Source organism: Sedimentitalea sp., from assembly GCF_039973035.1.
In the GTDB taxonomy this organism is placed as follows: Bacteria; Pseudomonadota; Alphaproteobacteria; order Rhodobacterales; family Rhodobacteraceae; genus Sedimentitalea.
This window is the reverse complement of the sequence record NZ_JBDWLR010000088.1, coordinates 147,005-171,157: the sequence shown is the minus strand read 5'-3', so window position 1 is coordinate 171,157 and position 24,153 is coordinate 147,005. Positions and strand designations below refer to the sequence as shown.

Sequence of the window (24,153 nt, the reverse complement as noted above, 5' to 3'; positions counted from 1 at the left end):
CAGAATGATATCGGAGGATAAACGCATTCCCGTCACCTTGTTGACCGGGTTTCTCGGCGCAGGAAAGACAACGCTGCTCAACCACTTGATCCGCGACCCCGAGGCGGGGCAGATCGCCGTTATCATGAATGAGTTCGGCGATGTCGGTCTTGATCACGACTTGATCGAGGAAGCGACCGAGGAAACCGTATTGCTGAAATCCGGCTGCCTGTGCTGTGCGATCCTCAGTGATCTGGCCAAGACGCTTGGGGACTTGATCGCCAAACGTGCCGCAGGAAAGGTCAATTTTGACAGGGTTGTGATCGAAACCAGCGGCATCGCTGATCCGGGTCCGATCGTCCACACTCTGGCGACGGATTACCAGATTGCGCAGGCATTCCGGCTCGACGGTGTCGTGACGCTGGCGGATGCGGCAACGGCGATGAAAACGCTCGACCAGCAGTTCGAAGCCGTTCACCAGGTTGCCATGGCCGACGTGCTGGTCCTGTCCAAGACCGATTTGGCCGACTCCTTTGACCTTTCCCGGCTTGAGAAACGGCTGGACGGGCTTAACGCCTCGGCTCGGCGCATCCATGCGGACCATGGGCGTGTGCCAGTGGGTACACTGTTCGGTTTATCCGCTATGCGTGAAGGCGTGACGTCACCGGATGTGGACAGTTGGCTGGGGATGTCACAGGAGACGGTTAAGCCCGATCCGCTGTCTGGCCTTTCAGGGTTTTCAGCGAAGCCCGCTGCGCCAGCGACATTCAGCCCGTCGATACCAGCGACACATGATCACCGGATCACCTCTGCATCCATTGAGGTGACAGAGCCCATTTCCGCGAATGTTTTCGATTTCTGGCTGGACACCCTGATCGCGCTCAAAGGACCGAACATCCTGCGTATGAAAGGCATTTTGCACGTCGAAGGGCTGCAGTATCCGTTTGTCTTTCACGGGGTGCAGCATATCTTCGACGCGCCCGTGCCACTAAAAAATTTGTCAGGCCAAGATACCGTTAGCCGCGTCGTCATCATCGCGCGCGACATGGAAGAGGCTGATCTCAAGGCCAGCCTCGAAATGCTATTGATGCAGCCCAAAGAAGGGTCAGCGTCGAAAGAACTGCCCGGTGGCATGATGGTCGAGACAATCGAGATGCCGTTCTGAGCCATGCCGATCTGCCGTACCCAGTTCAGGCCCCCTGCTGCGCCACAGCCTGCACGTGGCCCCGTCGGCGTGCTTGCCGTCTGGCTCCTGAACCGGCCAGCGCGCGGATACCGCCTGCTGTTTTCCCCTGCCTGGGTCGTAATTGCCGCCTTCACCCCACCTGTTCCGTCTACGCCATTGCCGCGCTGGAGAGACATGAGCCGCTACGCGGAACATGGTTGATGCTTTGGCGCCTTGCCCGCTGCAACTCATGGGGAGGCACCGGATACGACCCGGTGCTCCCGCTCTCAGAAAGAAAGACCCTAAAATGATCAATATTCGCCTGCCCGACGGCGGGACCCGGGCGCTTGAACCTGCCAGCTCTGCCGCCGATCTCGCAGCCAGCATCAGCCCAAGCCTTGCCAAGCGCACAGTAGCTGCGGTCGTCGATGGCAAGGTCTCCGATCTGTCCGCGCCTCTGCCCGATGGGGCGGCGGTGGAGCTGATGTCGCGCGATGATCCGCGTGCACTGGAGCTGATCCGCCATGACCTTGCCCATGTTCTGGCCGAAGCCGTTCAGGCGCTTTGGCCCGGCACCAAGACGGCCATCGGCCCCGCCATCGAGCATGGGTTCTACTACGACTTCGAGCGTGACACGCCGTTCACGCCCGAAGATCTTCCGGTCATCGAAAAGAAGATGCGCCAGATCATCGCTGCCAAAACGTCTTTCACCTGCGAGGAATGGACCCGCGAAGAGGCGCGGCAGTATTTTGAGGCGGCAGGCGAGCCTTACAAAGTGGCGCTGCTGGATGCGATCCCCGCTGGCGAGGCGGTGAAAGTCTACTGTCAGGGCGACTGGCTCGACCTGTGCCGTGGGCCGCATATGCGCAGCACTGGCGACGCAGGCACGGCCTTTAAGCTGACCCGCGTGGCGGGGGCCTATTGGCGCGGCGACAGCGACAATCAGATGCTCAGCCGCATCTATGGTGTTGCCTTTGCGGACAAAGCGGCACTTGACGCACATATGACGATGATGGCCGAGGCCGAAAAGCGCGATCACCGCAGGCTGGGCCGCGAGATGAACCTGTTCCATTTTGAGGAGGTCGCGCCCGGCTCGGTCTTCTGGCATGCGAAAGGCTGGCGTCTGTTCCAGACGCTGATCGGCTACATGCAGGATCGTCAGGAAGAGGCAGGCTATATCGAGGTCAATTCCCCCGACATCATGGACCGTGCCCTCTGGGAAACCTCTGGCCATTGGCAGAACTATCGCCAGAACATGTTCCTTGCGAAGACCGAGGATGACCGTGACTATGCGCTGAAGCCGATGAACTGCCCCGGCCATATGCTGATCTACGGGCAAGGCACCAAAAGCTATCGTGACCTTCCCCTGAAGATCGCGGAATTCGGCAAGGTGCATCGCTATGAGCCGTCGGGCGCCTTGCATGGGCTTCTGCGCGTGCGCAGTTTCACTCAGGACGACGCGCATATCTATTGCACGCCTGAACAGCTGACCGAGGAATGTCTCAAGGTCAACGATCTGGTCATGTCGATCTACCGCGACTTTGGGTTTGAGGATGTGCGGATTAAGCTTTCAACACGCCCCGAGAACCGCATCGGCAGTGATGAAAGCTGGGGTCGGTCCGAGGAGGCGCTGCGCACGGCGTTAGATCAGGCCGACCATCCCTATACGATCTTTAAAGGTGAAGGCGCGTTTTACGGGCCGAAGCTGGAATATGTCCTGCGTGATGCCATCGGGCGGGATTGGCAATGCGGAACGCTGCAAGTGGATTTCAACCTGCCCGAACGGTTCGGCACGACCTATGTCGCCCCCTCCGGAGACAAGCTGGCGCCGGTCATGCTGCACCGGGCGCTCTTTGGCTCGCTGGAAAGGTTCACAGGCATTTTGATCGAACACCATGCGGGGCACCTGCCGCTTTGGCTCGCGCCGGTTCAGGCGGTTGTCGCCACAGTGACCGATGCCGCGGACGATTGGGCCCGCGAGGTCGCTGGTGTGTTGAAGGCAGCAGGGTTGAGGGTGGAAACTGACCTGCGCAACGAAAAAATCGGCTACAAGGTGCGTGAACACGCACTGCAAAAGGTCCCTGTTCAAATCGCACTTGGTGGGCGGGAGGCTGAAGAACACACCGTCACGATCCGCCGCCACGGGGCGGACAAGACCCAGACCGTGACATTAGACGAGGCCATGCAAACACTGGTCGCCGAGGCGCGATCACCGTCCTGATGGCGGTGCAAACGGGGGGCACTGGCGAAACGCGATTGCGCCCCTTTGAAACATCATAGCAAGAGAGGAATCCCCCTTGCCGATCACCCAAGACGACATCGAACAAGCCCTGACCATCTGGGGCAATGGCAAAATCACCATCTCAAAGGCCTTCGAGGAGGGTGGCGTCGAGGCCGCCCGCAAAGTCGCCTCCGCCAATATTGACACCTACTATGGATACAACCTCGGGCCAGTCCTGTTCAAACCGACCATGGCAAGCGGCGCGCAGACGTTCCGACCGACCAAGGCAGGCGCGCTGGCCTATTTCTGCGGACACTCCGAGGAATATCCGCTCGACAACGGCTTCGCGATCATGGGCTGGCGCGCGACCGAAAGCACCACCTCCGCCGCGTTCATCAAGGGCGACGTCGCCATGTGGATGGGCTGGGTCAAGCTGACCAACAAGGACGGGTCCGTCACCACGGTCGACAAGAGCTTTGGTTACAAGATGGACGAAACCGGCACCCTGCGCATCGTGCTGCACCATTCCTCACTGCCCTACCAGCCATAGGGCCAGAGCCTTACTCCGGAGACGAAACGATGATCCTCACCAGTCGCCCCGAACTCAGCACCTGCACGACTGTTACATCCGCGCCGAGCGGTCTGACTGCTATTCACCAACGGTCCTGCGCGGCCACGGTCTGGCGGCGTGATCCCAAACCTCATTTTCAGCGTTGGATCGATGCACTACCGACGGAGCAGTTACCACGGGCGCGGCTGATCGTGCGGCCAGAGACGGTTTGCGACGTATTGATTGATATTGCCAACGACTGCGGAACGCCGGAATGCGCCGAGCGAAACATCCTGATCGAAGACGCCTCTGCACTGGCATCCATATTTGCGAGCATTATGAAGAGCCCCTATCTCAGGCTGCGGATTGACGTGGTCAACACCAATGCCTGCCGCAAGTTCCACGCCGATGCTGTGACAGCCCGGCTGATCTGCACCTATCGCGGAACCGGCACGCAATATGGGATTTCAGAAAATGGCCGTGAGCCGGAACGGATCATGACCGTGCCAACCGGCTCACCGGTCATCCTGCGCGGCACGCGCTGGCCTGAAACACCGGTATCGAGTTTGTTGCACCGATCACCCCCGATTGTGGGGACGGGTGAGACGCGGTTGTTGCTTGTGCTCGATCCTATTGAAGACCCTGCAAAAGAGGTCGAGAGTTTACCTGCATTGATCTAGGGAGCCAATGGCTGCTGGATTGCTGAGCGCGACCATTGTTTCACGCGCGGGCAATACTCTCTCGCAGTGCACAGATTACACCGCCGTCTTCTGCGATACTCGCGAATGATATTTCTGCGTCACCGTCCTGTTTGGAGCAACACCGCACGCAGCGAAGAGGCCCGCCGCGAAAGCGGGCCGTTGGCGGTTAGTTGCAGCAACTGCAACTACTGGCCTGCGGGGGCGCTGCCATGTCGAATTCAGTCAGTGGTTGATCCCCCAGAAGGGTTTCCGGCTGAACCTGCAACGCGGCGGCAATGCGCTGGACCATGCCGGGGGTCAACTCGCCCTTCCACGGCAAGGCACCTTCCAGACGGGCAACCTGGCGTTCGGTCACCCCCGAGAGCTTGGCGAGTTTGCTACGGCCCAGTCCTCGGGCGCGGCGCAGTTCCTGGACACGTTCGGGCAGTATTGTCAGCATGGTGTCTTCTTTCGTTCCAATAAGTTTCAGAGCCGCGATGGGATGGATTTACGTACAAACCTCGCCACTCCCGCGCGCTACACAGGATTGGCCAGCGCCGCGCACCGCCAGAATTGTCGCTCGGCACCAGTGTTTCTTGCACGATCTCGCCCCGCCTGCAAATTTTCTGCAACTGCACAATCTGTATAGCGGGCCGTGAGTGGCCGTACGGCGCCCCAGTTGTTTCTCGATTCTTGCCACAATCTGAATATCCGCTCACATCATTCAGTAGCAACCACTACGCACCCACAGAAAAAGTCTGGGCTCCGCCCATCATGCTCTGTGTCCGGCCAAATTCTACGCTGAGCCCGAATCTTGTAGAAGCGCTGACTCCAGCCTATCTCGGCGCGATGCACGACGAAGGGCCGCTTTTATCAGCAGTACTTCCCGGATGGGCCAACCTTGCGTGACGAGACACTCTCACAACCTTAAAAAATCCACTCAGGCCCGGTTGAGAAGACCACGCGGATGCGACGGGTGACAACCGAACTGCCAACCATCCGGCCATGGGAGGGGCAACGAATGCTTTGGCTGACGCCGTTTTAAGCGTGGTTGCCAGCCTCGCGACCAGATTGACGATTCCTGCTTTCCCGGATCAGTGGCGACAAACCCCGTAAACTTGATTGTCGCCTCCGCTTTCATTTGCGCCCGATCACTCGACCTTGTGCAGATCGCTGGGCTTCCAGCTATAGTCGATCGCCGTCTCACCCGGTCCGTAGAGCCGCAGAATTCCGAAAAAGCCTCGACCCGCCGCCGACGGCAGCCAATTCGCCTCATGACCCTCAGGGGCTTCGGGACCTATGTAGATATCAGTTGTGCCATTGTCGTTCACTGCTGGCTTGTCACGCGAGCCGAGTGACGGGAAACGACGTACATCAGTCGCCAGTCCGGAGGCATTCTCGGCCTCATAGAGCGTCATCGACCAGAACAGGGATGCCGGCACATCAGCAGGTAAGGTCAGTTTGTAAGCGCTGTCGCCCGAAAGCGGTGCGTCAGCGGCATCGTTGAATACGATCCAGTACGCAGCGCCCTTGCCCGGCGTTTGCGACACCATGCCCGGGCTCATCGAATAGTAGTCTGTGAAAAACCAAACGCGCTGTTCGATGTCGATGAAGTTCGACGCGGTGTTCTTGAACGCAAGATCCAGTGCCTTTTTCGGTCCCGGTTCGGCGGCATTGTTAACCGGGTTCACCCACTGTCGGTCCCGCCAGACCAGCATGGACTTGCCGTTGACCTCATCGCTCAGACCGATGACGCGCGACATCTTGTAGGCGGTAGTTGCCCCGGCATCGAGGATCGCACGGGTTGCGTCATCCGGCTCAAACGGTTGACCCGCGATCAAACCGATATTGGCCAGAATCCCAAGCCCATCCGGTCCGGCAAGATTGGTGCTCTCACTATCGACAAGCCATTTCAACTGCTCAAAGACACTGAAATCCGACCGCGGCAGCATGTTGGCCGGAACACCAGACGCGTTGGGATACTCCATCGGCTTACGGTCGGCCTCGACCACATTCAGCGGATAGACCTCCGCCTGCTCCATCAGTTCGACTGCCGGATCGAGATTGTCAGGATCGTCGTAGAAACCACGGAGGAAGATAAACAGGTTGTTCGTCGCCGAGCGGTATACAAAATATCCGCCAGGCACATCGCCGTCATAGCCCGGAGGCAGCACCAGGAACTTGCCGCCCTTACCCGCATCAGGGCCGGGCAGACCGACATCGCCAAAGAACTTGCCGCCATCCACAGGAATGGGCCGTTGCCAGAAATCCAACAGGATGCCCTGCAGGCCCGGCGGCGCATCAAGAACGACCGGTCCTGTGTCGTTCATGTCGATATAGCTCATTGCATAAAGCACATCCGAGTTCGGCGTCGTGACTAGGGTTTTCGGGTCGAGCCGCTCCTTCCAGATCGGCAGGACGTTGTATCCCGCGCCAAAGACCTCTTCGGAACCGAACTTCATACCTAGCGTATTCACAAGCGGCATCGCCCAGAGGTAAGCCTGCGTTGCTTGCTGAAAGGTCAGCTCGTCGCTCAGCGCTAGGGCAGTTTCGGGTGTGGGCCGGTTCTGCTCGAACGGTAGACTGCTCAACGCTTCTATACGGCTGTCCTGTGCGATGGCAGGCGACACCATGGCCGCGACAAGCGCAAACGCGGCAGTCGATTTCGTCAGGGATGAACGTGTCATCTCATTCTCCTCTTATTGTTTCGGAAACTATTGCTCCGCCGTCACCTTGTGGTTTTGCACGAAGTCATCGCGATACTTGACGATGTCCTCGACCGAGACCGGCAGATAGGCGCGGAAAAGCGCGTTCCAGTTCTTGGGTGCTTTGATGTTGTTTTTTGCATCCGTACCACCGTTGATATTGATGGTGATCGTGCCGTCCTCGTTCGCCACCGCCTCGCGGCTGCTGAGCTTGAACGGATTGGTCTCGACCCAGCCATCGGCATTATAAAAAGTGATCGACCAGTAACCGGCATCGTCATAGCGCAACTCCGGTGGCTCAAAGGTCACGATGGCGGGTTTACTTTGTGCGGCACCGTCATCACCGGGAAGGACGACAAAATAGAATGCGTGCCTGGCCGGAAGACCGGCCCATCCGGCCGTGTTGATCAGCTGATACTGTGGCGTTTCGATATCGTCGATGTCATCGATAAACCCCTTCTCAATCACACCCTCGGTCGGCGCCCTCCCGATGAGCTCGCTGCGCAAGGCGTTGAAGCTGGCCACATCATATTGAACGTCGGAGGCATAAGGTGCATCGGCACCCGCCTTGACGGTCACGGCGTCCTGTCGCTGTCGCATCTCGTCCATGCCCGTGTCGTCATCGCTGCGCGGCTGTGTGCGCATGAACAGATAGACATGGCTTCCATGGGTAACGTCGTCGGGGCCGAGTTCCAGCGTGTCGCCGGGATAGACCACGCCAATGGTGACTGAGTTCTCATCCAGCACCTGCACCAGTTGCAGCAGGTCGTAGTCTGGTACCGAGATCATGAGGCCGCCGCTAACATCCCATACGCCATAGGAATAGATCAGATCGAAGTTCGACCGGATCACCGTCTGGGCCTTCAGGTCGATCCCCTCGCGTTCATGGCGGAACGCGTTGGGCCCGGTGGTGATCGTCTCGGCCGCCATATATTTGGCGGTTTCCGCGCGAATGACGTTGTCCATCGTCACGGTCTCGCCGCCCTCGTCGGTAAAGGCCAGGCTGGACGGCAGGGCCTGTCCGTTGTCGCCGACACCGGTGTCAGGCGCTGTTGTTTGGGTCTCGTCCTGAGCGAACAGCGGTGCCGTCGAAGTGGTCAAACCGACCACCAGGGCCAGCAATGCAATCTTGAAGAGGTCATTCATCCTTTGTCGTCCTTCGGCAAGAAGAATCCCGGCCATGCAAGAGGCCGGGATGGAATACGCCGGATCACTCGACGCGTTCGAAATCTGGCAGGGTAAAGCTCTTGTCGAAAAACGCATCCTCCGGGGCGTAGAGGCGGAAATAAACGAACCAACCATCGTCATCGACGGTCTTCATGTGGTTCGTTTCCATCCCCTCGGGCGCGTCGGGACCGATATAGAGATCGATGGAGCCGTCCTCGTTATAGGTGAGTTGGTCCATGCGGCTGTCGAGGCTGACATCTTTGGCCTCGGTGCCACCGTTGTCATAAGGTCGGCGGGTCTCTTCACTGTACAACGTCAACGCCCAGAACTGCCCGACCGGAACCTCGGCGGGAACATGCAGCACATAGTTGCGATCGGCGCGCAGCAGATCGCCGTTGCTGTCACGCTTGGAGGTCATGTAAACCTGACCGCTGCCCGGCTGGGGGTCGAGCATGCCTTTGGATGAGGACACGGCCTCGTAGAACCAGGTGCCGCGCTGATCAATCTGCTGGATCGTGTCGTTTTCTTGCTCGGTCTGGAAATCGAAGCTCTTGTACCAGTTGGTGTCGTCCCAATAGGGTTCGACATAGCGGGGGTTGACCTGAATGTTCCGGGTCATCAGTTCGCCCATCGCCGCCGCCTTTTTCAGAATTTCCTGCTGGCGGTCATCGGGGGCGAACTCCTGACTCTTAACGATGCCCAGCGGCTCGATCATGCCCAACCAGGGCTTGTCGATCCGGCGCACGGGTTCATCATTGATCATGTCCGACAGTTTTGACCAATACTCGAGCCCGCGCGGCGGCGTCCCGCTCCATTCGACATCCTTGCCAGTGATGAAGGTGCTGGCAGCAATCTCGCCATCGGCCGGACCCATCTCGTAGGAACTGGTAAAGGTATCGAAATAGGCCGGGTCTGTTTCGAGGATGCGCAGGCCAATCATCACGTTGTTGGTCTCACTCTGAAAGACGTTGACGCCATCCGCTTCGTATTTTGCGGGGTCATCATTCGGCCCGACAAGCACATAGCTCGCGCCTTCGCCCCGATCGGGACCAGTCAGGCCGAGGTCGAACACCGGACGTTGCCATGCATCCAGAACGGCACCTGCGGTTTGTCCCGCCGGATACTCGATCCGGATCGGACCGTCCGAGAGGTTCGAGAAGTTGAAGATATAAGGCGTCGTCAGGTTGGCGGTCACGATGCCACGTTTTTCCTTGAGGCTTTCAAGTACGACGAAATCGGTCGAGTTTTGAACGTCAAAAGCGGCGGTCTGTTTATCACGCCAGGCCGCAAAGCCAATCAGGGGAATACTCCACAGATAGGCCTGACTTGCGCGCTGATAGTCCATTTCGTCGAAGAGCTTTTGCGAAGCCTCGTCGTCGAAATAGTTATCCTGCAACTCGATTGTGCCGATTGGTGTGTCGATCGTTTCATCACCCCTAAGCGTGGCAGCATCCAACGGTACCGCGTCCTGTGCGAATGCGGACAACGTGGTCGTGCAAAGCAATGCAGCCGTTGCGGTGAGCGTGACGATTGTTCGGGTCATCTACGGTAACTCCTTGATTTTGTGTGGTGCACGTTCTTTCACGTGCATCTGATTTTCGGGAAAGACATATGCCAGCGAGGTAAACCGTGTCCCACCTGCAAGTCATTCGTCTCGATGAACTTCAGTCAACTGCGAGCACGGATGCTCTGAATCGCGTTGTTCTGATTGTCGGGATCGCCAATATGTTCATCAGAATTTCCTCGTTGCTTGAATATCAGTCGGCATTCAGAACTGAAAATTCAGGCCCGCAAAAATTCCCCATTCCGGTTGACCGTCGCCCTTGGTCGCGATCGAATATTGAGGTTCAATGAAGGCATTCACCGTGGCGAGGTCCGTCTGCATGACCTTACCCAGACCAAGCCCGATCGGCACAGAGTAGCTGTCGGTCTTGAAGTCGTAGGTCCAGATACCAGCAGAGCGCAGGTACCAGCCCTGACCAAGCTGATAAAAGGCGAACGGCTGGAACGCGCCAGCGTTCACATCGGTGCGATCATCGTTGCCAGCAAAGCTCGCCTGCCAAGTGAGAAGATAGCCCCACTGAAACTTAGGGTTGGCTGCATTGAACAGCACATTGGCGAAGCCGGCCGACCATTTCTCTGTACCCAGCATGTCATCGGTGGCTGTCGGCATCGTCAGCTGCGGTCCGATGCCGAAACTGATCGCCGGATTGCCTGTGTCGAATAGGTATGCGGCAAAGACGTTGAAGTCGCCGATGCCGGTCGTGTCGCCGCCACCCGCATCGGGGAAGGTGTTCACCGGCAGGGTTGCGCGCATCAACCAGTTGCCACCGAAGGCAGAGAACGGTTTCGCGTATCGTAAAAAGAATTGGTTTGCATCGCGATCACTACCGGTCAGCTCGCCCGTGTAAAGGTTTTGGAAGTTGAGCGCAGTGGTGTTGGCAAGCGGATTGTTTGCCTGCGCGGCAGCATTTTCCTGTGCGACGAGCGGGCCGGAGACGAGTGCCGCCACTACAGCGCCAGCAACTAGCATTTGTTCCTTCACATTTCCTCCTCCGCCGCAGGCAATCAAAGCCCGACGCAGGCCGTGCGGGCGTCATAGAGCCAAGGCAATTTCGCACCTAGCTGGTTCTGATCCAACACTGACCGAAAAACTCCGGGTGTCTACGTAGTTCGTGCCAAGTTTGCGTCAATGCAGACGGCGCGCCTTGGCCAAAGTTGTACTCGGCAGTTCACCAAAGAGTTCCCGGTAGCATCCAGCCATTCGTCCGAGATCGCTCATCCCCCAATCATTGGCGATCAGCGCTATTGTGCAATTGCGCTCGGGATCTTCGGCGACGTCGCTGCGGATACGGTGCAAGCGCAAACGACGTGCATAGGATTTCGGCGTCTCGTCAAGGATTTCCGCGAACGCACGGAACAATGTCCGTCGAGAGGTGCCGGCGGCGCGGGCGATCTCGTCGACTAGGATCGGCTCTGACAGGTTGTCGGAGATGTAGGCACGGGCGCGCTCAACGATACGGCCGTAACCGCCGGGCCGCGTGCCGACGTTTATTCTGCGTGGCGGACGAGCCAAATGGCAAAGCAGAGCATCCAGCATGGTGCGGGCGGGATCTGCATGCAGGGCACTGCCAGCATGGACACGTTGGAATTGTTTGCGAAGCGCCAGCGAAATTTCCGCTGAAACCTTGCGTGGATGGACGCCAGTCCCACCAAGCGTTCGCTGATCGAGAACGAGGTCGAGTTCCGCGGCCTCCTCCTCCAAACGCTCCGGCGTCAAAGTCACCGTCGCGTAGAGCGCGCCCGGGGCATAGATCGAGTCGTGCGCGTCACCCGGCAGATAGACACCGACATTTCCGGTCTCGACTTCGTTGAGCCAATGCCGCGTCCCGGCGGGCAGATCGAGGCCGACTCCGATCGTGACCCCTTCACCAGAGAGCGGGCCGCTCAACGCGACGCGCCCACCGATCAGACCGGAGGTGAATACCATCCCATCGACGTCAGAAAAAGCGATGCCACCGGACAAGTCACCGCGTGACATCTGAGTGGCGTCCAGACCTGCGCCAAGAACCGCGTCCCGCAGATCTTCGATGTGAGAAATCGGGACTTTTGCCCAAGTATTTTTTGATTCTGACGCTTGCATTTCCAATCTGCTCGATTCCTTTTAGATCGTATCGGGCGTGTGGCAATCGTTTGATCGGGCTACGCTCTGTCATCTCTACCACAAAATATCGATAAATTTATAGAGCAGCAGTTACGTAGGATGACGTCACCTCGCTCAGACGTAATCGCTACCCATTTCAACTGCCTCTCACCAAAGCCGGCGCGTTACTCTTGCCGAACTGACGGAACTTGTCGTCGAACAGACAATGCGAACGCAACTCTGAAAACAGCCGAGTGTTACCTCCCAAGAGACTTCGCCACTGCGACCAGGTGTTGTTGTGCATATCGACAGAGGCACGCCGCAGACGAATGCGCGTTTGCTAACAAGCATGAGGGCACGAAGGCCTGAGCGGCCTCACTCGTTTGGCATGATGGCACAGGTTAGTGTTTGTAAACAAACAACGAACGCTTGAGGTGTACCGAGTAATTGTCTCAGAACGTTCTGGAATTCTCGCTGGCGCAGGCAATTTGGCACCGAAATAAGCACGCTCGGCACACGCAAAATGAAAACCTAACACACTGAAAAGCGTATGCGTTTTCCGTAGAAATTTCGGGCCAGATGCCACTGGATGAATTTCTATAGCGTTGCTTCAATCGCCAAAATGCGATCAATTACGCGCGACGCTTATCGCCAACGTCACGCTCCAGAAGTGCATGTTTCCGTAAAAAAAATGGGCGCTGCACAAAAACGTTCTGGCGCCCGCACAATGGCAAAGTGTTAGTTCAAAAATGTTGAGCACTTAAACGTGCTTCACGACATCCCAAGCGCTTCTTTGTACATCTCCAGAATCGCTTCTTCCTCTGCGATGTCGTCCTTGTCGCGCTTGCGCAATGCAATCACCTTGCGAATGATCTTGGTGTCGTAGCCACGGGACTTGGCCTCAGCCATCACTTCTTTCTGCTGTTCTGCGATGTCTTGCTTTTCCGCTTCCAGCCGCTCCACCCGTTCGATGAACTGGCGCAATTCATCGGCAGTCACACGATAGGTGGTATCGGTATTGGTATCGCTCATCGCAGGGGCTCCGTAGATCAATAGATGTCAGAAACTGCGGAATACCGCTGCACCGCCGCCGCTGCAAGGCTCAAACCGCAGGTCGCGTCACGGAACCCAGTTGCGCGAAAGCAGACGATCCGCTAGGCGCATCGAATATGATGAAAGCCTTGGGGGCGGCATGTTTGAAATAATGGTCTGGGTGGGCGCAGCGATTTCGCTTACCGGTCTCGCGGGGCTGATCTGGTGCATTTTGCGCGTCGCCAAGGCGCGACGCGCAAAGCTTCCTGATGAGGAAATGCGCGCCATACTGCAATCGGTCCTGCCGATGAACATGGGCGCGCTTTTTTTATCAGTGATTGGACTGATGCTTGTAGCCGTAGGTGTGATCCTAGGCTGAACAATCAGACTGGCATGTTGTCAAAGCGTGCCTCGATCGCCTCTTCGACCAGAACTGCATCAAGACGCCGCATCCGTCCCGGCACCTGAGCACCTTCGGCGGCTATCTTTCCAAGTACGGATGAAAATTGCGGCTGAAGCGCAATCCGCATCTCGGCCTTGGCGCAGGAAATCTGCTCTTCGAGGTTCTCGGCTCTCAGTTTCAACTCGTCTATATTCATGTCATTCTCCCCGGAATTTCACTCAGGGTACAACCAAAGCGTAACGGCTGCACAACACCGCCACGTTTGTCACGTGTACCACCCCACCATGTTCTCAGAAAACGCCCTCAACCCCAAGATGATTTTGTTCACATTTTCGACTTTCACATCCGCTTACCCCACAGACCTTGATACAAATCAAATCAGCGGCCTTTGATTCTCGACACATGCGGAAATCCATACGTGATTGAACAGATTGGACGGAGAATGCCATGACACCCGATGTAAAAGCCTTTTTCGATCAGGCCACAAACACTGTGTCCTACGTCGTCCGTGAACCTCAGGGAGGCGCATGCGCCGTAATCGACAGCGTGCTTGATTACGATCAGGCATCCGGACGCACCGATACCAAATCTGCCGACGCGATCATCGAACACGTGAATCAACAAGGATTGCGTGTCGAATGGATACTTGAAACCCACGTTCACGCAGATCACCTGTCGGCAGCCCCCTATCTTCAGGAACAGATTGGCGGGAAAATCGGCATCGGTGACCGTATCACCATGGTGCAGGATACGTTTGGCAAAGTGTTCAACGAAGGCACCGAGTTTCAACGTGACGGCAGCCAGTTTGATGCATTGTTCAAAGAAGGCGACAGCTTTCATATTGGGCAGATGCGCGGCGACGTCCTGCACACACCCGGACACACACCGGCCTGTCTGACCTATGTGATCGGCGATGCCGCGTTTGTCGGCGATACGTTGTTCATGCCGGACTTTGGAACCGCGCGTTGCGATTTTCCCGGCGGCTCATCCAAGGCGCTCTTTAACTCAATCCAAAGGATCTTGGCGCTGCCCGACGAGACCCGTGTCTTTGTTGGGCACGACTACAAGGCGCCGGGGCGCGATGACTTTGCCTGGGAAACAACGGTGGGCGAACAAAAAGAGCTGAACGTGCATATCGGCAAGGGACGCGACGTCGAGGATTTCGTGCGGATGCGTGACGAACGCGACGCGACGCTTGGGATGCCGCGATTGATCCTGCCTTCCATTCAGGTCAACATGCGGGCGGGACGAATGCCGCCGAAGGACGACGCCGGGAACGTTTTTCTAAAGATTCCGATCAACAAGCTCTGACCACGGCTTTGGTGACAGAAACTGGATCAGATAGCGCCGTGCCTGACGCACTGAATGAACCTTCAACCCTGCAGGCTTCGGTACTCGCGACTTTCTAATGAACTCACGAATCCTGAATGGCTCCTGCACACAGGGTTGGCTGGACAGTCTGAGGACACCGACGTAAACACTTCTTCATGGACCTGCGCAGCTTATCCCCCGAATACGCCGTCTCACCGCAAATCTCGGTCGAGGACGTCCCCGCCATTGCCGAAGCAGGTATCACGCTTGTGATCTGCAACCGCCCAGACAGCGAAGTCCCGCCAAGCCATCAGGCCGAAGCAATCGGCGCTGCGGTGCGCGACGCTGGCCTGCGCTTTGAAGTGTTGCCGTTGACACACCAGACGATGACACCAGAGAACGTCGCCATTCAATCCGGGATGGTCGAGTCTGCAGGCGGCCCTGTTTTGGCCTACTGCGCATCCGGGACGCGGTGTTCGGTGATCTGGGCACTGGATCAAGCCGCGACACGGCCGGCTGACGCGGTTCTCGCTGATACTTCGGCGGCCGGGTATCAACTCGATGGTTTGCGTCCGACGCTGGAACAACTGCACAATCGCTGAAAGCTGTGGGCCGGATCTATCCGGTCGATTGCTTCAACGCTTCATCTTCCTCGAGCCCAGCCAGCGCCGATATTTCGATTGCGGCTTCGTCAGCGCTCATCTTCCGCAAGTCATCAGCGGGCTCGATATCAGGCCTCACATGAACACTGACAGGTTCGGCGACCGGATCGACGAGATGGCCTTCCACCGTCATCGGATCCTCCAATGCGGTTGCCTTTGAATTGATGCCGCTCGCGAATGCATCCTGATCTCCCTGAACGGGGGAGCGGCTTTCGTTCAATCTCAGAGCTCGCAGCCCCCCGCTCTGCCCCAATCGTCCAACTGCAACTTTTTGCCCGGTGATCGAGACCAGTTCGATACGGTCGAGCCGCTCTTGCACCAAAGGCAGCAAATCGCCCGGCTGCATTTTTGACAGATCGGCGAGCGGAAAACGCACGCGGGAAATGACAGCGATCAGATCGGCACGCGCTACCCCGATGGCATGACCCAGTGTCGGCGAATCCTGCTTCGCCGACGTCTCTTGGCTCGTATCGACCTGCGGCTTTGGCTCTGGCAGGATCAGACACAGCTCGCCCTGCAACGGTCCGCCATCCAGTTCCAACGTCAGGTCAAAGACCCGATACGCGTCGGAATCCAACGCCAATAATGCTGACCTGCGATCTTCGACCCGCGCGCCAAACTCGAACCCCGTCAGGCACAGAACATCGGCGGGCAGTTCGGCCAGTTTCGCCGCACGTTCCAATGTCGCATCCACCAGCGGCGCGACCATCGCGGCATCCGTCGCGGTAAAGGGCCTGTCATCCGGCGTTGTGGCGGTAACACGCCCCATCGTTTGCTGCTGAACCAGCGCAACCATCAAGGCGCGATCCAGAACCAGCGCGCCCGTCAATCCGTGAGGACCATCCAACAGGATCAACAAACGATCGTCGGACAGATGCTGGCCCACCGCATCCTGATCCGCGCGCGCCTGGCGAACGCCAATGACCGATACCGCCAGATCGAACAGGTTCGCCGCAGCTCGTGCGATTCCCAGACGCAGCGCGCCGGCCGCAGACCTGCCGGCCGTGGAACCGCCGTCGCGATTCGTATCTGTCTTACGCCTCAATGCTGAGTGTGCCTCAGAGGTAACCATGAATTGTGGCCTGCCCGTCGATAAAAAGTATGCTCCCGGTCTAGCGCAAGGTTGGTTACAAATACCTTTACGTCTGATGCTATTGCGCGGCCACACGCACGCTCAGGGGCAGCATGACTCGAAAGGCGCCACCGGATTTTCCCGGCAAATAGCTGACATTTCCGTCCAGTCGCTGCATGATTTCACGACTGATCGCCAGCCCCAGTCCCGCACCGCCGGCCTTTTCACCGCTGACACGTGTGAACTTCTCAAAGATCACCGCCCGGGAGTCGGGCGGAATACCGGTGCCGTTGTCGACAAAATCGATCAGCAACTTGTCCGAGACTGCGCGGACCTTGATCCGCAGTTCGGGCCGTTCGGCGTTGCAGTATTTTTGAGCGTTCGAAATCAGATTGATGAACACCTGCGCCAACCGGTCCAGATCGGTGTGCAGCGCGAACCCCTCTTCGCTTCGCTGCCGCCGAACCAACAAGGGCCCATCCGACCCCGCAAGAGCAGCAGCCTCGGCACGATCCAGCACATCCGACAACACACCGGCGCGCATGTTCAGGCTGACCTGCCCGCTTTCAAGAACACTCAGATCCAGCAGATCATTCAACAGCCGCGTCAGGCGCAAGGCTTCGTCATGAATGATCGTTGCATAATGGGTCTTTTCCGCTTCATCCAGTCCATCGGTATCCCGCAGGATCTCGGAAAACGCGCTGATCGAGGTCATCGGCGTTCGCAACTCGTGGCTGACCTGACTTAGAAACGCGTCCTTTTGCAGCGACAGTTGAGTCAGCTTGGCATTTGCGTCGCGCAACTGACGCGCAGTCAGGCTCAGTTCAGCAGACTTTGCTTCGAGTTTGCTGGAGTATTCCAGCAATTGCGCGCTTTCATCGGCAACCGCCAACAGGTCCTCGACCGATACTGACGATCCGCCCACGATCTGCCCGATCATGGCATGTGCCGTGGCCGCGCCCACAGAACCGGACAATTCCCGTTCGAGACGATCCAGAAATGCAGGGCTTGGCTCGGGAAGATAGCCCCGTTGACCCTGTGCTTCGGCCTCGCGGTGAAAGAGATCCTGCGCCTGTTGCGCCCCGAGGATCCGCTGGGACATGATCATCAGATCCTCACTTTGACCAATTGATCCGGTCCACCCACGGGGGCCAACAGAATGATCAAACACGTTAACGAATTGCGCCGCTTGAAGACGCTCCAACGGGCTTGGGAACGTGATCAAAGAGACGATGCAGAACCCGGAAGCATTCAGCAGAAGGCTCCACATCACCGAATGAACGACCGGGTCGAGTCCGGTGATGCCGAAAAGCGCGAGCGGACGTAGCCAAGCGATTCCCAGCAGGCCATCCTGCAAAACCCCGTCCGACAGGAAACTGCCGCCCAATTCCGGCAAAAGGAGCGTATATAGCCATACTCCAAAGCCGAGCAGAAGCCCGACTAGCGCGCCGGTGCGCGTGGCCCCCCGCCAAAACAAGCCACCGACCAGCGCAGGCAGTATCTGGGCGATCCCGGCAAAGGCCACCAGACCGATTGAAACCAGTGCATCGCCGCCACCGGAAAGACGATAGTAGAAATAGCCAAGCGCCAATATCCCCGCAATCGAAACACGCCGCGCCAGCAGGACCACATTGCGCACATCTCCCGATACCGACGCGCCCTCCCCGTGCCATGACAACCAGATGGGCATCACAATATGGTTGGACACCATCGTTGACAGCGCCATCGCCGCAACGATCACCATCGAAGTCGCTGACGAAAACCCGCCAAGGAAGGACAGCATCGCCAACCCCTCGCGCCCTTGGCTTAGCGGGACGGTCAAGACGAACAGATCCGGGTTCGATCCCTTGGGCATCAGATCAAGGCCGACCACGGCGATGGGGATGACGAACAGGCTCATCAACAGAAGGTAGAGGGGGAACGCCCACGCTGCCGTTCGCAGATGGCGTTCGTCGCTGTTTTCGACAACCAGCACCTGAAACATCCGCGGCAGGCAGACAAATGCGGCAGCAGACAGGAAGGTGAAGGTCGCCCAGCGCCCGGAATGCACATTCCACTGGCCGATCTCGGATGCATCAATCTGCGCCATGACCGGACCCACGCCACCGGCCAGTTCCCAGACCACGAATGCCCCAACAGCCAAGAGTGCAAGCAGTTTCACCACCGCTTCGAGCGCGACTGCGGTGACCACACCATGATGGCGTTCGTTCACATCAAGGTTCCGCGTCCCAAACAGGATCGCAAACACCGCAAGCCCGGCGGCCACGTAGAACACACTTGATCCGTCCGTATAGGCGCTATTCGGGTCCGCCTCGGCGAAAATCGAAAAGGACAGGGTGATCGACTGCAATTGCAGCGCGATATACGGTGTCACGCCGATCACCGCCAAGAGCGTTACGCAGATCGCCAACGAATTAGATTTGCCATAGCGTGACGAGAGCAGGTCAGCGATCGATGTCACCCGCTGGCTGCGTCCGATGCGCACCAGCTTACGCAGCCCCCACCACCAGCCGACCATGACCAGCGTTGGCCCGAGATAGATGGTTACAAACTCAAGCCCGGACCGGGTTGCATATCCAACCGCGCCATAGAATGTCCATGCTGTGCAATAGATCGACAGAGACAGTGTATAGATCAACGGCGTGTGCAGCCATCGACTGCGCCCTTGTGCTGCCAGACGGTCCGCGACAAAGGCGACGATGAACAGCAGCACCACATACCCCAGGCACACCAGGACCAGCAGGTTCAGCGAAGCCATCTAGTTCAACCCTGACCATCACCCGGGCGCGACCAGGCCCGTGTGGTCTTGCCAAAGACAAGGATCGCAACAATCAACGCGGTCCAGACCGAGAAGACATAAATGATGGCACTGGACATCGCGATACCGGCATTTCCGGTCGCGCCGTCAGACACTGGTGACGTCCAGAGCAGCGGTAGCGCGAACAACAGCGCACCAAAGAGCGGCAGAATGCGCGCCGCGTCCATGAGGCGGCGGCGACGATAGCTTTGACGCTCCAGAAACACCGAGGGTTGCATCTGTTCGGTCAGGTCGTTCTCGGGGCCGCCGCCTGTCATTGGCGCGACGCTTGCGCCAGAAGGTCGCGCACCGCAGTCAACACTTCCGCATTGGAAAACGGCTTGGTCATGAAACGGCTGACCCCTGCCTTTTCGGCCATTTCCCGATCCCGCGATTGCCCGCGCGCGGTGAGCATGAGCACCGGCAACCCGGCGAGTTCAGGGATGTCGCGCAGGTCGCGCAGAATATCCATGCCACTCTTTCCCGGAAGCATCAGATCAAGAATGACCAGATCGGGCGATGCCGCCTGAACGACCTCGACCGCATCCGCACCATTGGAATGTGTATCAACCTCCCACCCGTCACGGGTGAGCAGAAATCTTATGGCTTCGATGATGTTCGGTTCATCCTCGATCAGCAGGACATTTCGCCCCATATGCGCCGTTCCTCCCCAGGGGCGCGCGTCGGTCGCGCAACTTTATTGCTTTTCACCCAACTTAACCTTGCTTCTATAACCCTGTCAAAAGCCTTCGCTCAGAATCGATGGTTCGCGACGGGCGCGACACTCGGAACGCGGGCAAACCCGACAACTGCTGCCAACCGGCTGAACCGCAACATTTTCATCTGAGTCTCCCGAAACAGGCAGAATCAGCATCGTGGATTGATAAAGCGGGTCTTGGTCAAACAGCGCGGTTCCCACCGGCTGTGCGATGGCCATGCAGTCAAACAGCATCGCGGATCGACCCAACTGAGACACACGGCGTCGGATCGGCATCAAAGGGCGACTCAGTGCTGTGAACACCGGCCAGAGGGGGCACGAGGCACCAAATCGCGGCAAGGCGAAGCCCTCGATCTGTTTACGATAGAGAATACTGCCCGATGAGTCGCAGACTACAAGACCGACATCACCGGACAAAACGCCATCCGGCATCGCAGCCAGTCGCCGGAACACCGCCGACAGCTCGGCCCCAAAGGCCTCGGCCAATGCGATCGGGTCAGGCCCGACCCGGCCGATCGCATCGCGGAACGCCCCCAGTGGCATCGCACGGGCGTCCTTTGAATAGCGTGTCAGAACATCACGCGCGATCAGCCGCGCGGCGCGCGAGGTCAGTTCGGGCGCGTCCCGCACCAGCGCGTCCGGCTCTGATGTGCCATCCTCGATCCGCACAAAGTGAAAGCCGCTTTGCGCAACAAAGGCCTCGACCTCTTCTTGTGGGGACCCGCGTCGTTCATCAGCGTCCTCGCTTTCATCCAGATAGGTCACCAGCGCCTTGCTGCTTTCGGCCAGCCGCAAACTGTCTTCGTTCAGGTTGTTGTGAAACCGCTCGCGCCACTCCTGCTCCAACTCTCCGGTCTCGGCCAGGATCGAGGCCGTTGATCGGATTGCGGCAGCCGTCGACAATACCTCGTGCAATGAGGCCGCGAGATGCGGATCATGGGTCAGCCGGTCAGACAGCATTTCCACCGCCCGTTCCAGCGACGCGATACGTCTGTGCCCGACTGCAAGCACCTCGGCCCAACCCGGAAATCGACCGGCAAACTCGTCTGCCCGGTCAACTTCTGCCGCCACAGCCCCTGCGTCAGCCGCCGCTTCGCGCAAGGTCGCGATCAATGCGGCCTCCGCTCCCTGCGTCAACATCGACGGCTCGACCCCCAGAAGCTGGGCAATGTCGAGCAGAAGCTTGCCGCCGATTCTGCGCCGGTTATGCTCGATTAGGTTGAGGTACGAGGCCGAGATACCCACTTGCCGTGCAAGATCGGCCTGTCGCATACCCGCAATTGATCGTCGCTCGCGGATCCGGCTGCCAGTCAGGGTGTCACGAGCCATGTCGCGGGAATCTCCTTTTCAGCGAGTTATCAATGGCTTTCTGCATTGCAACATAAGACAATTTACAAACCATCAGCGCGCCCTGTGTATTTATTTACAATATTATTGTTTTTTTCAAGCGACTTATTGCGCGATTTTCCATCGCCACCCAATACTGAGTTTGCACAATAGTGCCCGTGCGCATCATCACGTTATGACGCTGCACGGTCAAAACGGGAGGAATAAATGTCCAAATCGAACTTCACACGCCGCGGCGTGCTCAAGACGGGTGCCGCAACCGGAGCTGGCGTCGCATTGCCGACGATTTTTACCGCGTCGTCCGTGTCGGCCGTTACCAACGATCCGACCGGTGGCACGGTCACGCTTGGCTTTAACGTACCGCAAACCGGCGCCTATGCCGACGAAGGCGCCGACGAACTGCGCGCCTATGAATTGGCCGTTGAGCACCTGAATGGCGAGGGTGATGGCGGCATGCTCAGCACCTTCAATTCCAAGGCTCTGGATGGTACCGGCATTCTCGGCAAGAAGGTCGAATTTGTCACCGGTGACACGCAAACCAAATCCGACGCCGCCCGCGCCAGCGCCAAGTCGATGATTGAAAAAGACGGCGCCATCATGATCACCGGCGGCTCGTCCTCGGGCGTTGCGATCGCGGTTCAGGGTCTCTGCCAGGAAGCGGGCGTGATCTTTATGGCCGGTCTCACCCACTCCAACGACACCACCGGCAAGGACAAGAAGGCCAACGGCTTCCGTCACTTCTTCAACGCCTATATGTCCGGCGCAGCGCTCGCCCCGGTTCTGGAAAAAGCCTATGGTGCGGACCGCAAGGCTTATCACCTGACCGCCGACTACACTTGGGGCTGGACCCAGGAAGAGTCGATCAAGGCCGCGACCGAAGCTCTGGGTTGGGAAACCGTGAACACGGTCAAGACACCGCTGGCATCGACCGACTTCTCGTCCTACATCGCCCCGGTTCTGAATTCTGGCGCCGATGTGCTGATCCTGAACCACTATGGCGGCAACATGGTCAACTCGCTGACCAACGCCGTTCAGTTCGGGCTGCGCGAAAAACAGGCCAACGGCAAGAACTTTGAAATCGTCGTTCCGCTCTACTCGCGCCTGATGGCCCGTGGTGCCGGCGAAAACGTCAAAGGCATCTTTGGCTCGACCAACTGGCATTGGTCACTGCAGGACGATGGCTCCAAAGCCTTCGTGAAATCGTTCGGCACCAAATACGGCTTCCCACCAAGCCAGGCCGCCCACACCTGCTATGTGCAAACTCTTCTCTATGCCGATGCCGTCACACGCGCGGGCAGCTTTAACCCCTGCGCCGTCGGCGAAGCCTTGGAGGGCTTTGAGTTTGACGGTCTGGGTAATGGTCCGACACTGTATCGTGCCGGTGATCACCAGTGCTTCAAGGACGTTCTGGTTGTGCGCGGCAAAGAGAATCCGACCAGCGAATTCGACCTTCTCGAAGTTGTCGAAATCACGCCGGCAGCACAGGTCACCTATCCGATTGATCACCCGATGTTTGCAGGTGGTCAGCTGGGTGCGTGTAACCCCGGCGCCTGATTTTCCTGAAAATGGTCTGGCCGCGCAGTTTGCGGCCGGACCCATTTGATCCAGCGACGCGAACGGCATCGGTGCCTTTACTCGTGTCGCCCGGCAAACCCGAAGGTGGGGACCAATGGACGCAATCCTACTGCAAATTCTGAACGGGCTCGACAAAGGATCTGCCTATGCGCTGATCGCCTTGGGCCTCACCTTGATTTTCGGCACGCTTGGCGTGGTGAACTTTGCCCATGGCGCGCTGTTCATGATCGGTGCGTTCTGCGCTGTGACGCTGAACAAGCTGCTGACCATCGGCTACATCACCATCGACGAGACCCAGAAAGACTTTCTGGGCAATCCGCTCAAGGTTGAAAACACCTATATCGAAAGCTGGTTCGGCCCCGAAATCGGCGCTGCAATCATCGATTGGTCGGTTCCGCTTGCCATCCTGTTCTCGATCCCCATCATGATCGCCATCGGGTTCATCATGGAACGCGGACTGATCAAGCATTTTTACAAACGCCCACACGCGGATCAGATCCTTGTGACCTTTGGCCTCGCCATCGTGCTGCAAGAGGTGATCAAGTATTTCTACGGTGCCAACCCGATCCCGACCCCTGCCCCGGACATGTTCCGCGGATCGCTCGATTTCGGCGTCCTTCTTGGGTTTGAACCGAACGCCATCATCTATCCGTACTGGCGACTGGTCTATTTCCTGTTTGCCACGGTCATCATCGGCGCGGTCTTTGCCTTCCTGCAGTTCACCACCTTTGGGATGGTGGTGCGTGCGGGCATGGCTGACCGCGAAACCGTTGGACTATTGGGCATCAATATCGACCGTCGCTTTACCATCATGTTTGGCATCGCCGCCGCCGTGGCGGGGCTTGCCGGGGTGATGTACGCGCCGATCAACTCACCCAATTACCACATGGGTATGGATTTTCTTGTGCTGTCCTTTGTCGTCGTCGTCGTCGGCGGCATGGGCAGCCTCCCCGGCGCGGTCCTTGCGGGGTTCCTGTTGGGCATCCTTGAGAGTTTCGCCTCGATGAACGAAGTCAAATCCATCCTGCCCGGCATCGACCAGATCATCATTTACGTGGTCGCCATCATCATTCTACTCACCCGTCCTCGGGGCCTTATGGGCCGCAAGGGCGTGATGGAGGAATAA

Annotated in this window: 23 protein-coding genes; 10 read left to right on the top strand and 13 right to left on the bottom strand. The window is 58.1% G+C overall.

Annotated features, from left to right (window positions below; all coding sequences use genetic code 11):
* Positions 1-4 precede the first annotated feature (4 nt).
* The 5 genes from ABJO75_RS23020 (at position 5) to ABJO75_RS23000 (ending at position 4,595) form a co-directional block, all read left to right on the top strand.
* The gene (locus tag ABJO75_RS23020) at positions 5-1,144 is read left to right on the top strand and encodes a GTP-binding protein (RefSeq protein ID WP_348126327.1); all 1,140 of its coding nucleotides are present in this window, start codon (positions 5-7) and stop codon (positions 1,142-1,144) included.
* The gene (gene yidD / locus ABJO75_RS23015) at positions 1,063-1,455 is read left to right on the top strand and encodes a membrane protein insertion efficiency factor YidD (RefSeq protein WP_348126370.1); all 393 of its coding nucleotides are present in this window, start codon (positions 1,063-1,065) and stop codon (positions 1,453-1,455) included. Before ABJO75_RS23020 ends, yidD begins: the two co-directional genes overlap by 82 nt.
* The gene (gene thrS, locus ABJO75_RS23010; protein ID WP_348126325.1) at positions 1,452-3,365 is read left to right on the top strand and encodes a threonine--tRNA ligase; all 1,914 of its coding nucleotides are present in this window, start codon (positions 1,452-1,454) and stop codon (positions 3,363-3,365) included. The genes yidD and thrS overlap by 4 nt, the downstream gene beginning before the upstream one ends.
* A 76-nt stretch (positions 3,366-3,441) precedes the next feature.
* Positions 3,442-3,915 (top strand): phosphoribosyl-AMP cyclohydrolase, encoded by a 474-nt coding sequence (locus tag ABJO75_RS23005; RefSeq protein ID WP_348126324.1) that lies wholly within the window; start codon positions 3,442-3,444, stop codon positions 3,913-3,915.
* A gap of 29 nt (positions 3,916-3,944) precedes the next feature.
* Positions 3,945-4,595, top strand: a complete 651-nt coding sequence (locus ABJO75_RS23000; protein WP_348126322.1) for a DUF1826 domain-containing protein — start codon at positions 3,945-3,947, stop codon at positions 4,593-4,595.
* A 187-nt stretch (positions 4,596-4,782) separates the two neighbouring features.
* On the opposite strand, the gene ABJO75_RS22995 is transcribed toward ABJO75_RS23000, so the two are convergent.
* The 7 genes from ABJO75_RS22995 to ABJO75_RS22965 form a co-directional block, all read right to left on the bottom strand.
* Complete coding sequence (locus tag ABJO75_RS22995; protein ID WP_348126320.1) at positions 4,783-5,055, bottom strand: helix-turn-helix domain-containing protein; 273 nt, start codon at positions 5,053-5,055, stop codon at positions 4,783-4,785.
* 691 nt (positions 5,056-5,746) lie between these two features.
* On the bottom strand, positions 5,747-7,282 hold the full coding sequence (locus tag ABJO75_RS22990) for a DUF1254 domain-containing protein (RefSeq protein ID WP_348126318.1): 1,536 nt from the start codon (positions 7,280-7,282) through the stop codon (positions 5,747-5,749).
* Between the two features lie 27 nt (positions 7,283-7,309).
* Positions 7,310-8,446 (bottom strand): DUF1254 domain-containing protein, encoded by a 1,137-nt coding sequence (locus ABJO75_RS22985; RefSeq protein ID WP_348126316.1) that lies wholly within the window; start codon positions 8,444-8,446, stop codon positions 7,310-7,312.
* A gap of 64 nt (positions 8,447-8,510) precedes the next feature.
* Complete coding sequence (locus ABJO75_RS22980) at positions 8,511-10,010, bottom strand: DUF1254 domain-containing protein (protein WP_348126314.1); 1,500 nt, start codon at positions 10,008-10,010, stop codon at positions 8,511-8,513.
* A 225-nt stretch (positions 10,011-10,235) separates the two neighbouring features.
* Positions 10,236-11,012 (bottom strand): hypothetical protein, encoded by a 777-nt coding sequence (locus ABJO75_RS22975; protein WP_348126312.1) that lies wholly within the window; start codon positions 11,010-11,012, stop codon positions 10,236-10,238.
* A 144-nt stretch (positions 11,013-11,156) separates the two neighbouring features.
* Entirely contained in the window at positions 11,157-12,110 is a 954-nt protein-coding gene (locus ABJO75_RS22970; RefSeq protein ID WP_348126310.1) for a helix-turn-helix domain-containing protein, read from the bottom strand.
* Between the two features lie 771 nt (positions 12,111-12,881).
* On the bottom strand, positions 12,882-13,142 hold the full coding sequence (locus tag ABJO75_RS22965) for a DUF2312 domain-containing protein (RefSeq protein ID WP_348126308.1): 261 nt from the start codon (positions 13,140-13,142) through the stop codon (positions 12,882-12,884).
* A gap of 160 nt (positions 13,143-13,302) precedes the next feature.
* On the opposite strand from ABJO75_RS22965, the gene ABJO75_RS22960 reads away from it, so the two are divergent.
* Complete coding sequence (locus ABJO75_RS22960; protein ID WP_348126306.1) at positions 13,303-13,521, top strand: hypothetical protein; 219 nt, start codon at positions 13,303-13,305, stop codon at positions 13,519-13,521.
* A gap of 4 nt (positions 13,522-13,525) precedes the next feature.
* Here ABJO75_RS22960 and ABJO75_RS22955 read toward each other — a convergent pair whose 3' ends face one another.
* Complete coding sequence (locus ABJO75_RS22955) at positions 13,526-13,741, bottom strand: hypothetical protein (protein ID WP_348126304.1); 216 nt, start codon at positions 13,739-13,741, stop codon at positions 13,526-13,528.
* A gap of 251 nt (positions 13,742-13,992) precedes the next feature.
* Here ABJO75_RS22955 and ABJO75_RS22950 point away from each other — a divergent pair, with 251 nt between their 5' ends.
* Together ABJO75_RS22950 and ABJO75_RS22945 are read left to right on the top strand one after the other, a co-directional pair.
* A complete protein-coding gene (locus ABJO75_RS22950; protein ID WP_348126302.1) occupies positions 13,993-14,856 on the top strand; it encodes an MBL fold metallo-hydrolase in 864 nt (287 codons plus the stop codon).
* A gap of 176 nt (positions 14,857-15,032) precedes the next feature.
* A complete protein-coding gene (locus ABJO75_RS22945) occupies positions 15,033-15,458 on the top strand; it encodes a TIGR01244 family sulfur transferase (RefSeq protein ID WP_348126300.1) in 426 nt (141 codons plus the stop codon).
* A gap of 16 nt (positions 15,459-15,474) precedes the next feature.
* On the opposite strand, the gene ABJO75_RS22940 is transcribed toward ABJO75_RS22945, so the two are convergent.
* The 5 genes from ABJO75_RS22940 to ABJO75_RS22920 form a co-directional block, all read right to left on the bottom strand.
* On the bottom strand, positions 15,475-16,563 hold the full coding sequence (locus ABJO75_RS22940) for a FliM/FliN family flagellar motor switch protein (RefSeq protein ID WP_348126298.1): 1,089 nt from the start codon (positions 16,561-16,563) through the stop codon (positions 15,475-15,477).
* A 106-nt stretch (positions 16,564-16,669) separates the two neighbouring features.
* Complete coding sequence (locus tag ABJO75_RS22935) at positions 16,670-19,348, bottom strand: ATP-binding protein (protein ID WP_348126296.1); 2,679 nt, start codon at positions 19,346-19,348, stop codon at positions 16,670-16,672.
* 5 nt (positions 19,349-19,353) lie between these two features.
* Complete coding sequence (locus ABJO75_RS22930) at positions 19,354-19,665, bottom strand: hypothetical protein (protein WP_348126294.1); 312 nt, start codon at positions 19,663-19,665, stop codon at positions 19,354-19,356.
* Positions 19,662-20,042, bottom strand: coding sequence for a response regulator (locus ABJO75_RS22925; RefSeq protein ID WP_348126292.1), 381 nt, complete (start codon positions 20,040-20,042; stop codon positions 19,662-19,664). Before ABJO75_RS22925 ends, ABJO75_RS22930 begins: the two co-directional genes overlap by 4 nt.
* An 84-nt stretch (positions 20,043-20,126) precedes the next feature.
* Positions 20,127-21,434, bottom strand: coding sequence for a short-chain fatty acyl-CoA regulator family protein (locus tag ABJO75_RS22920; protein WP_348126290.1), 1,308 nt, complete (start codon positions 21,432-21,434; stop codon positions 20,127-20,129).
* Between the two features lie 225 nt (positions 21,435-21,659).
* On the opposite strand from ABJO75_RS22920, the gene ABJO75_RS22915 reads away from it, so the two are divergent.
* The gene (locus tag ABJO75_RS22915; RefSeq protein WP_348126288.1) at positions 21,660-23,006 is read left to right on the top strand and encodes a substrate-binding protein; all 1,347 of its coding nucleotides are present in this window, start codon (positions 21,660-21,662) and stop codon (positions 23,004-23,006) included.
* A 115-nt stretch (positions 23,007-23,121) separates the two neighbouring features.
* The gene (locus tag ABJO75_RS22910) at positions 23,122-24,153 is read left to right on the top strand and encodes a branched-chain amino acid ABC transporter permease (protein ID WP_348126286.1); all 1,032 of its coding nucleotides are present in this window, start codon (positions 23,122-23,124) and stop codon (positions 24,151-24,153) included.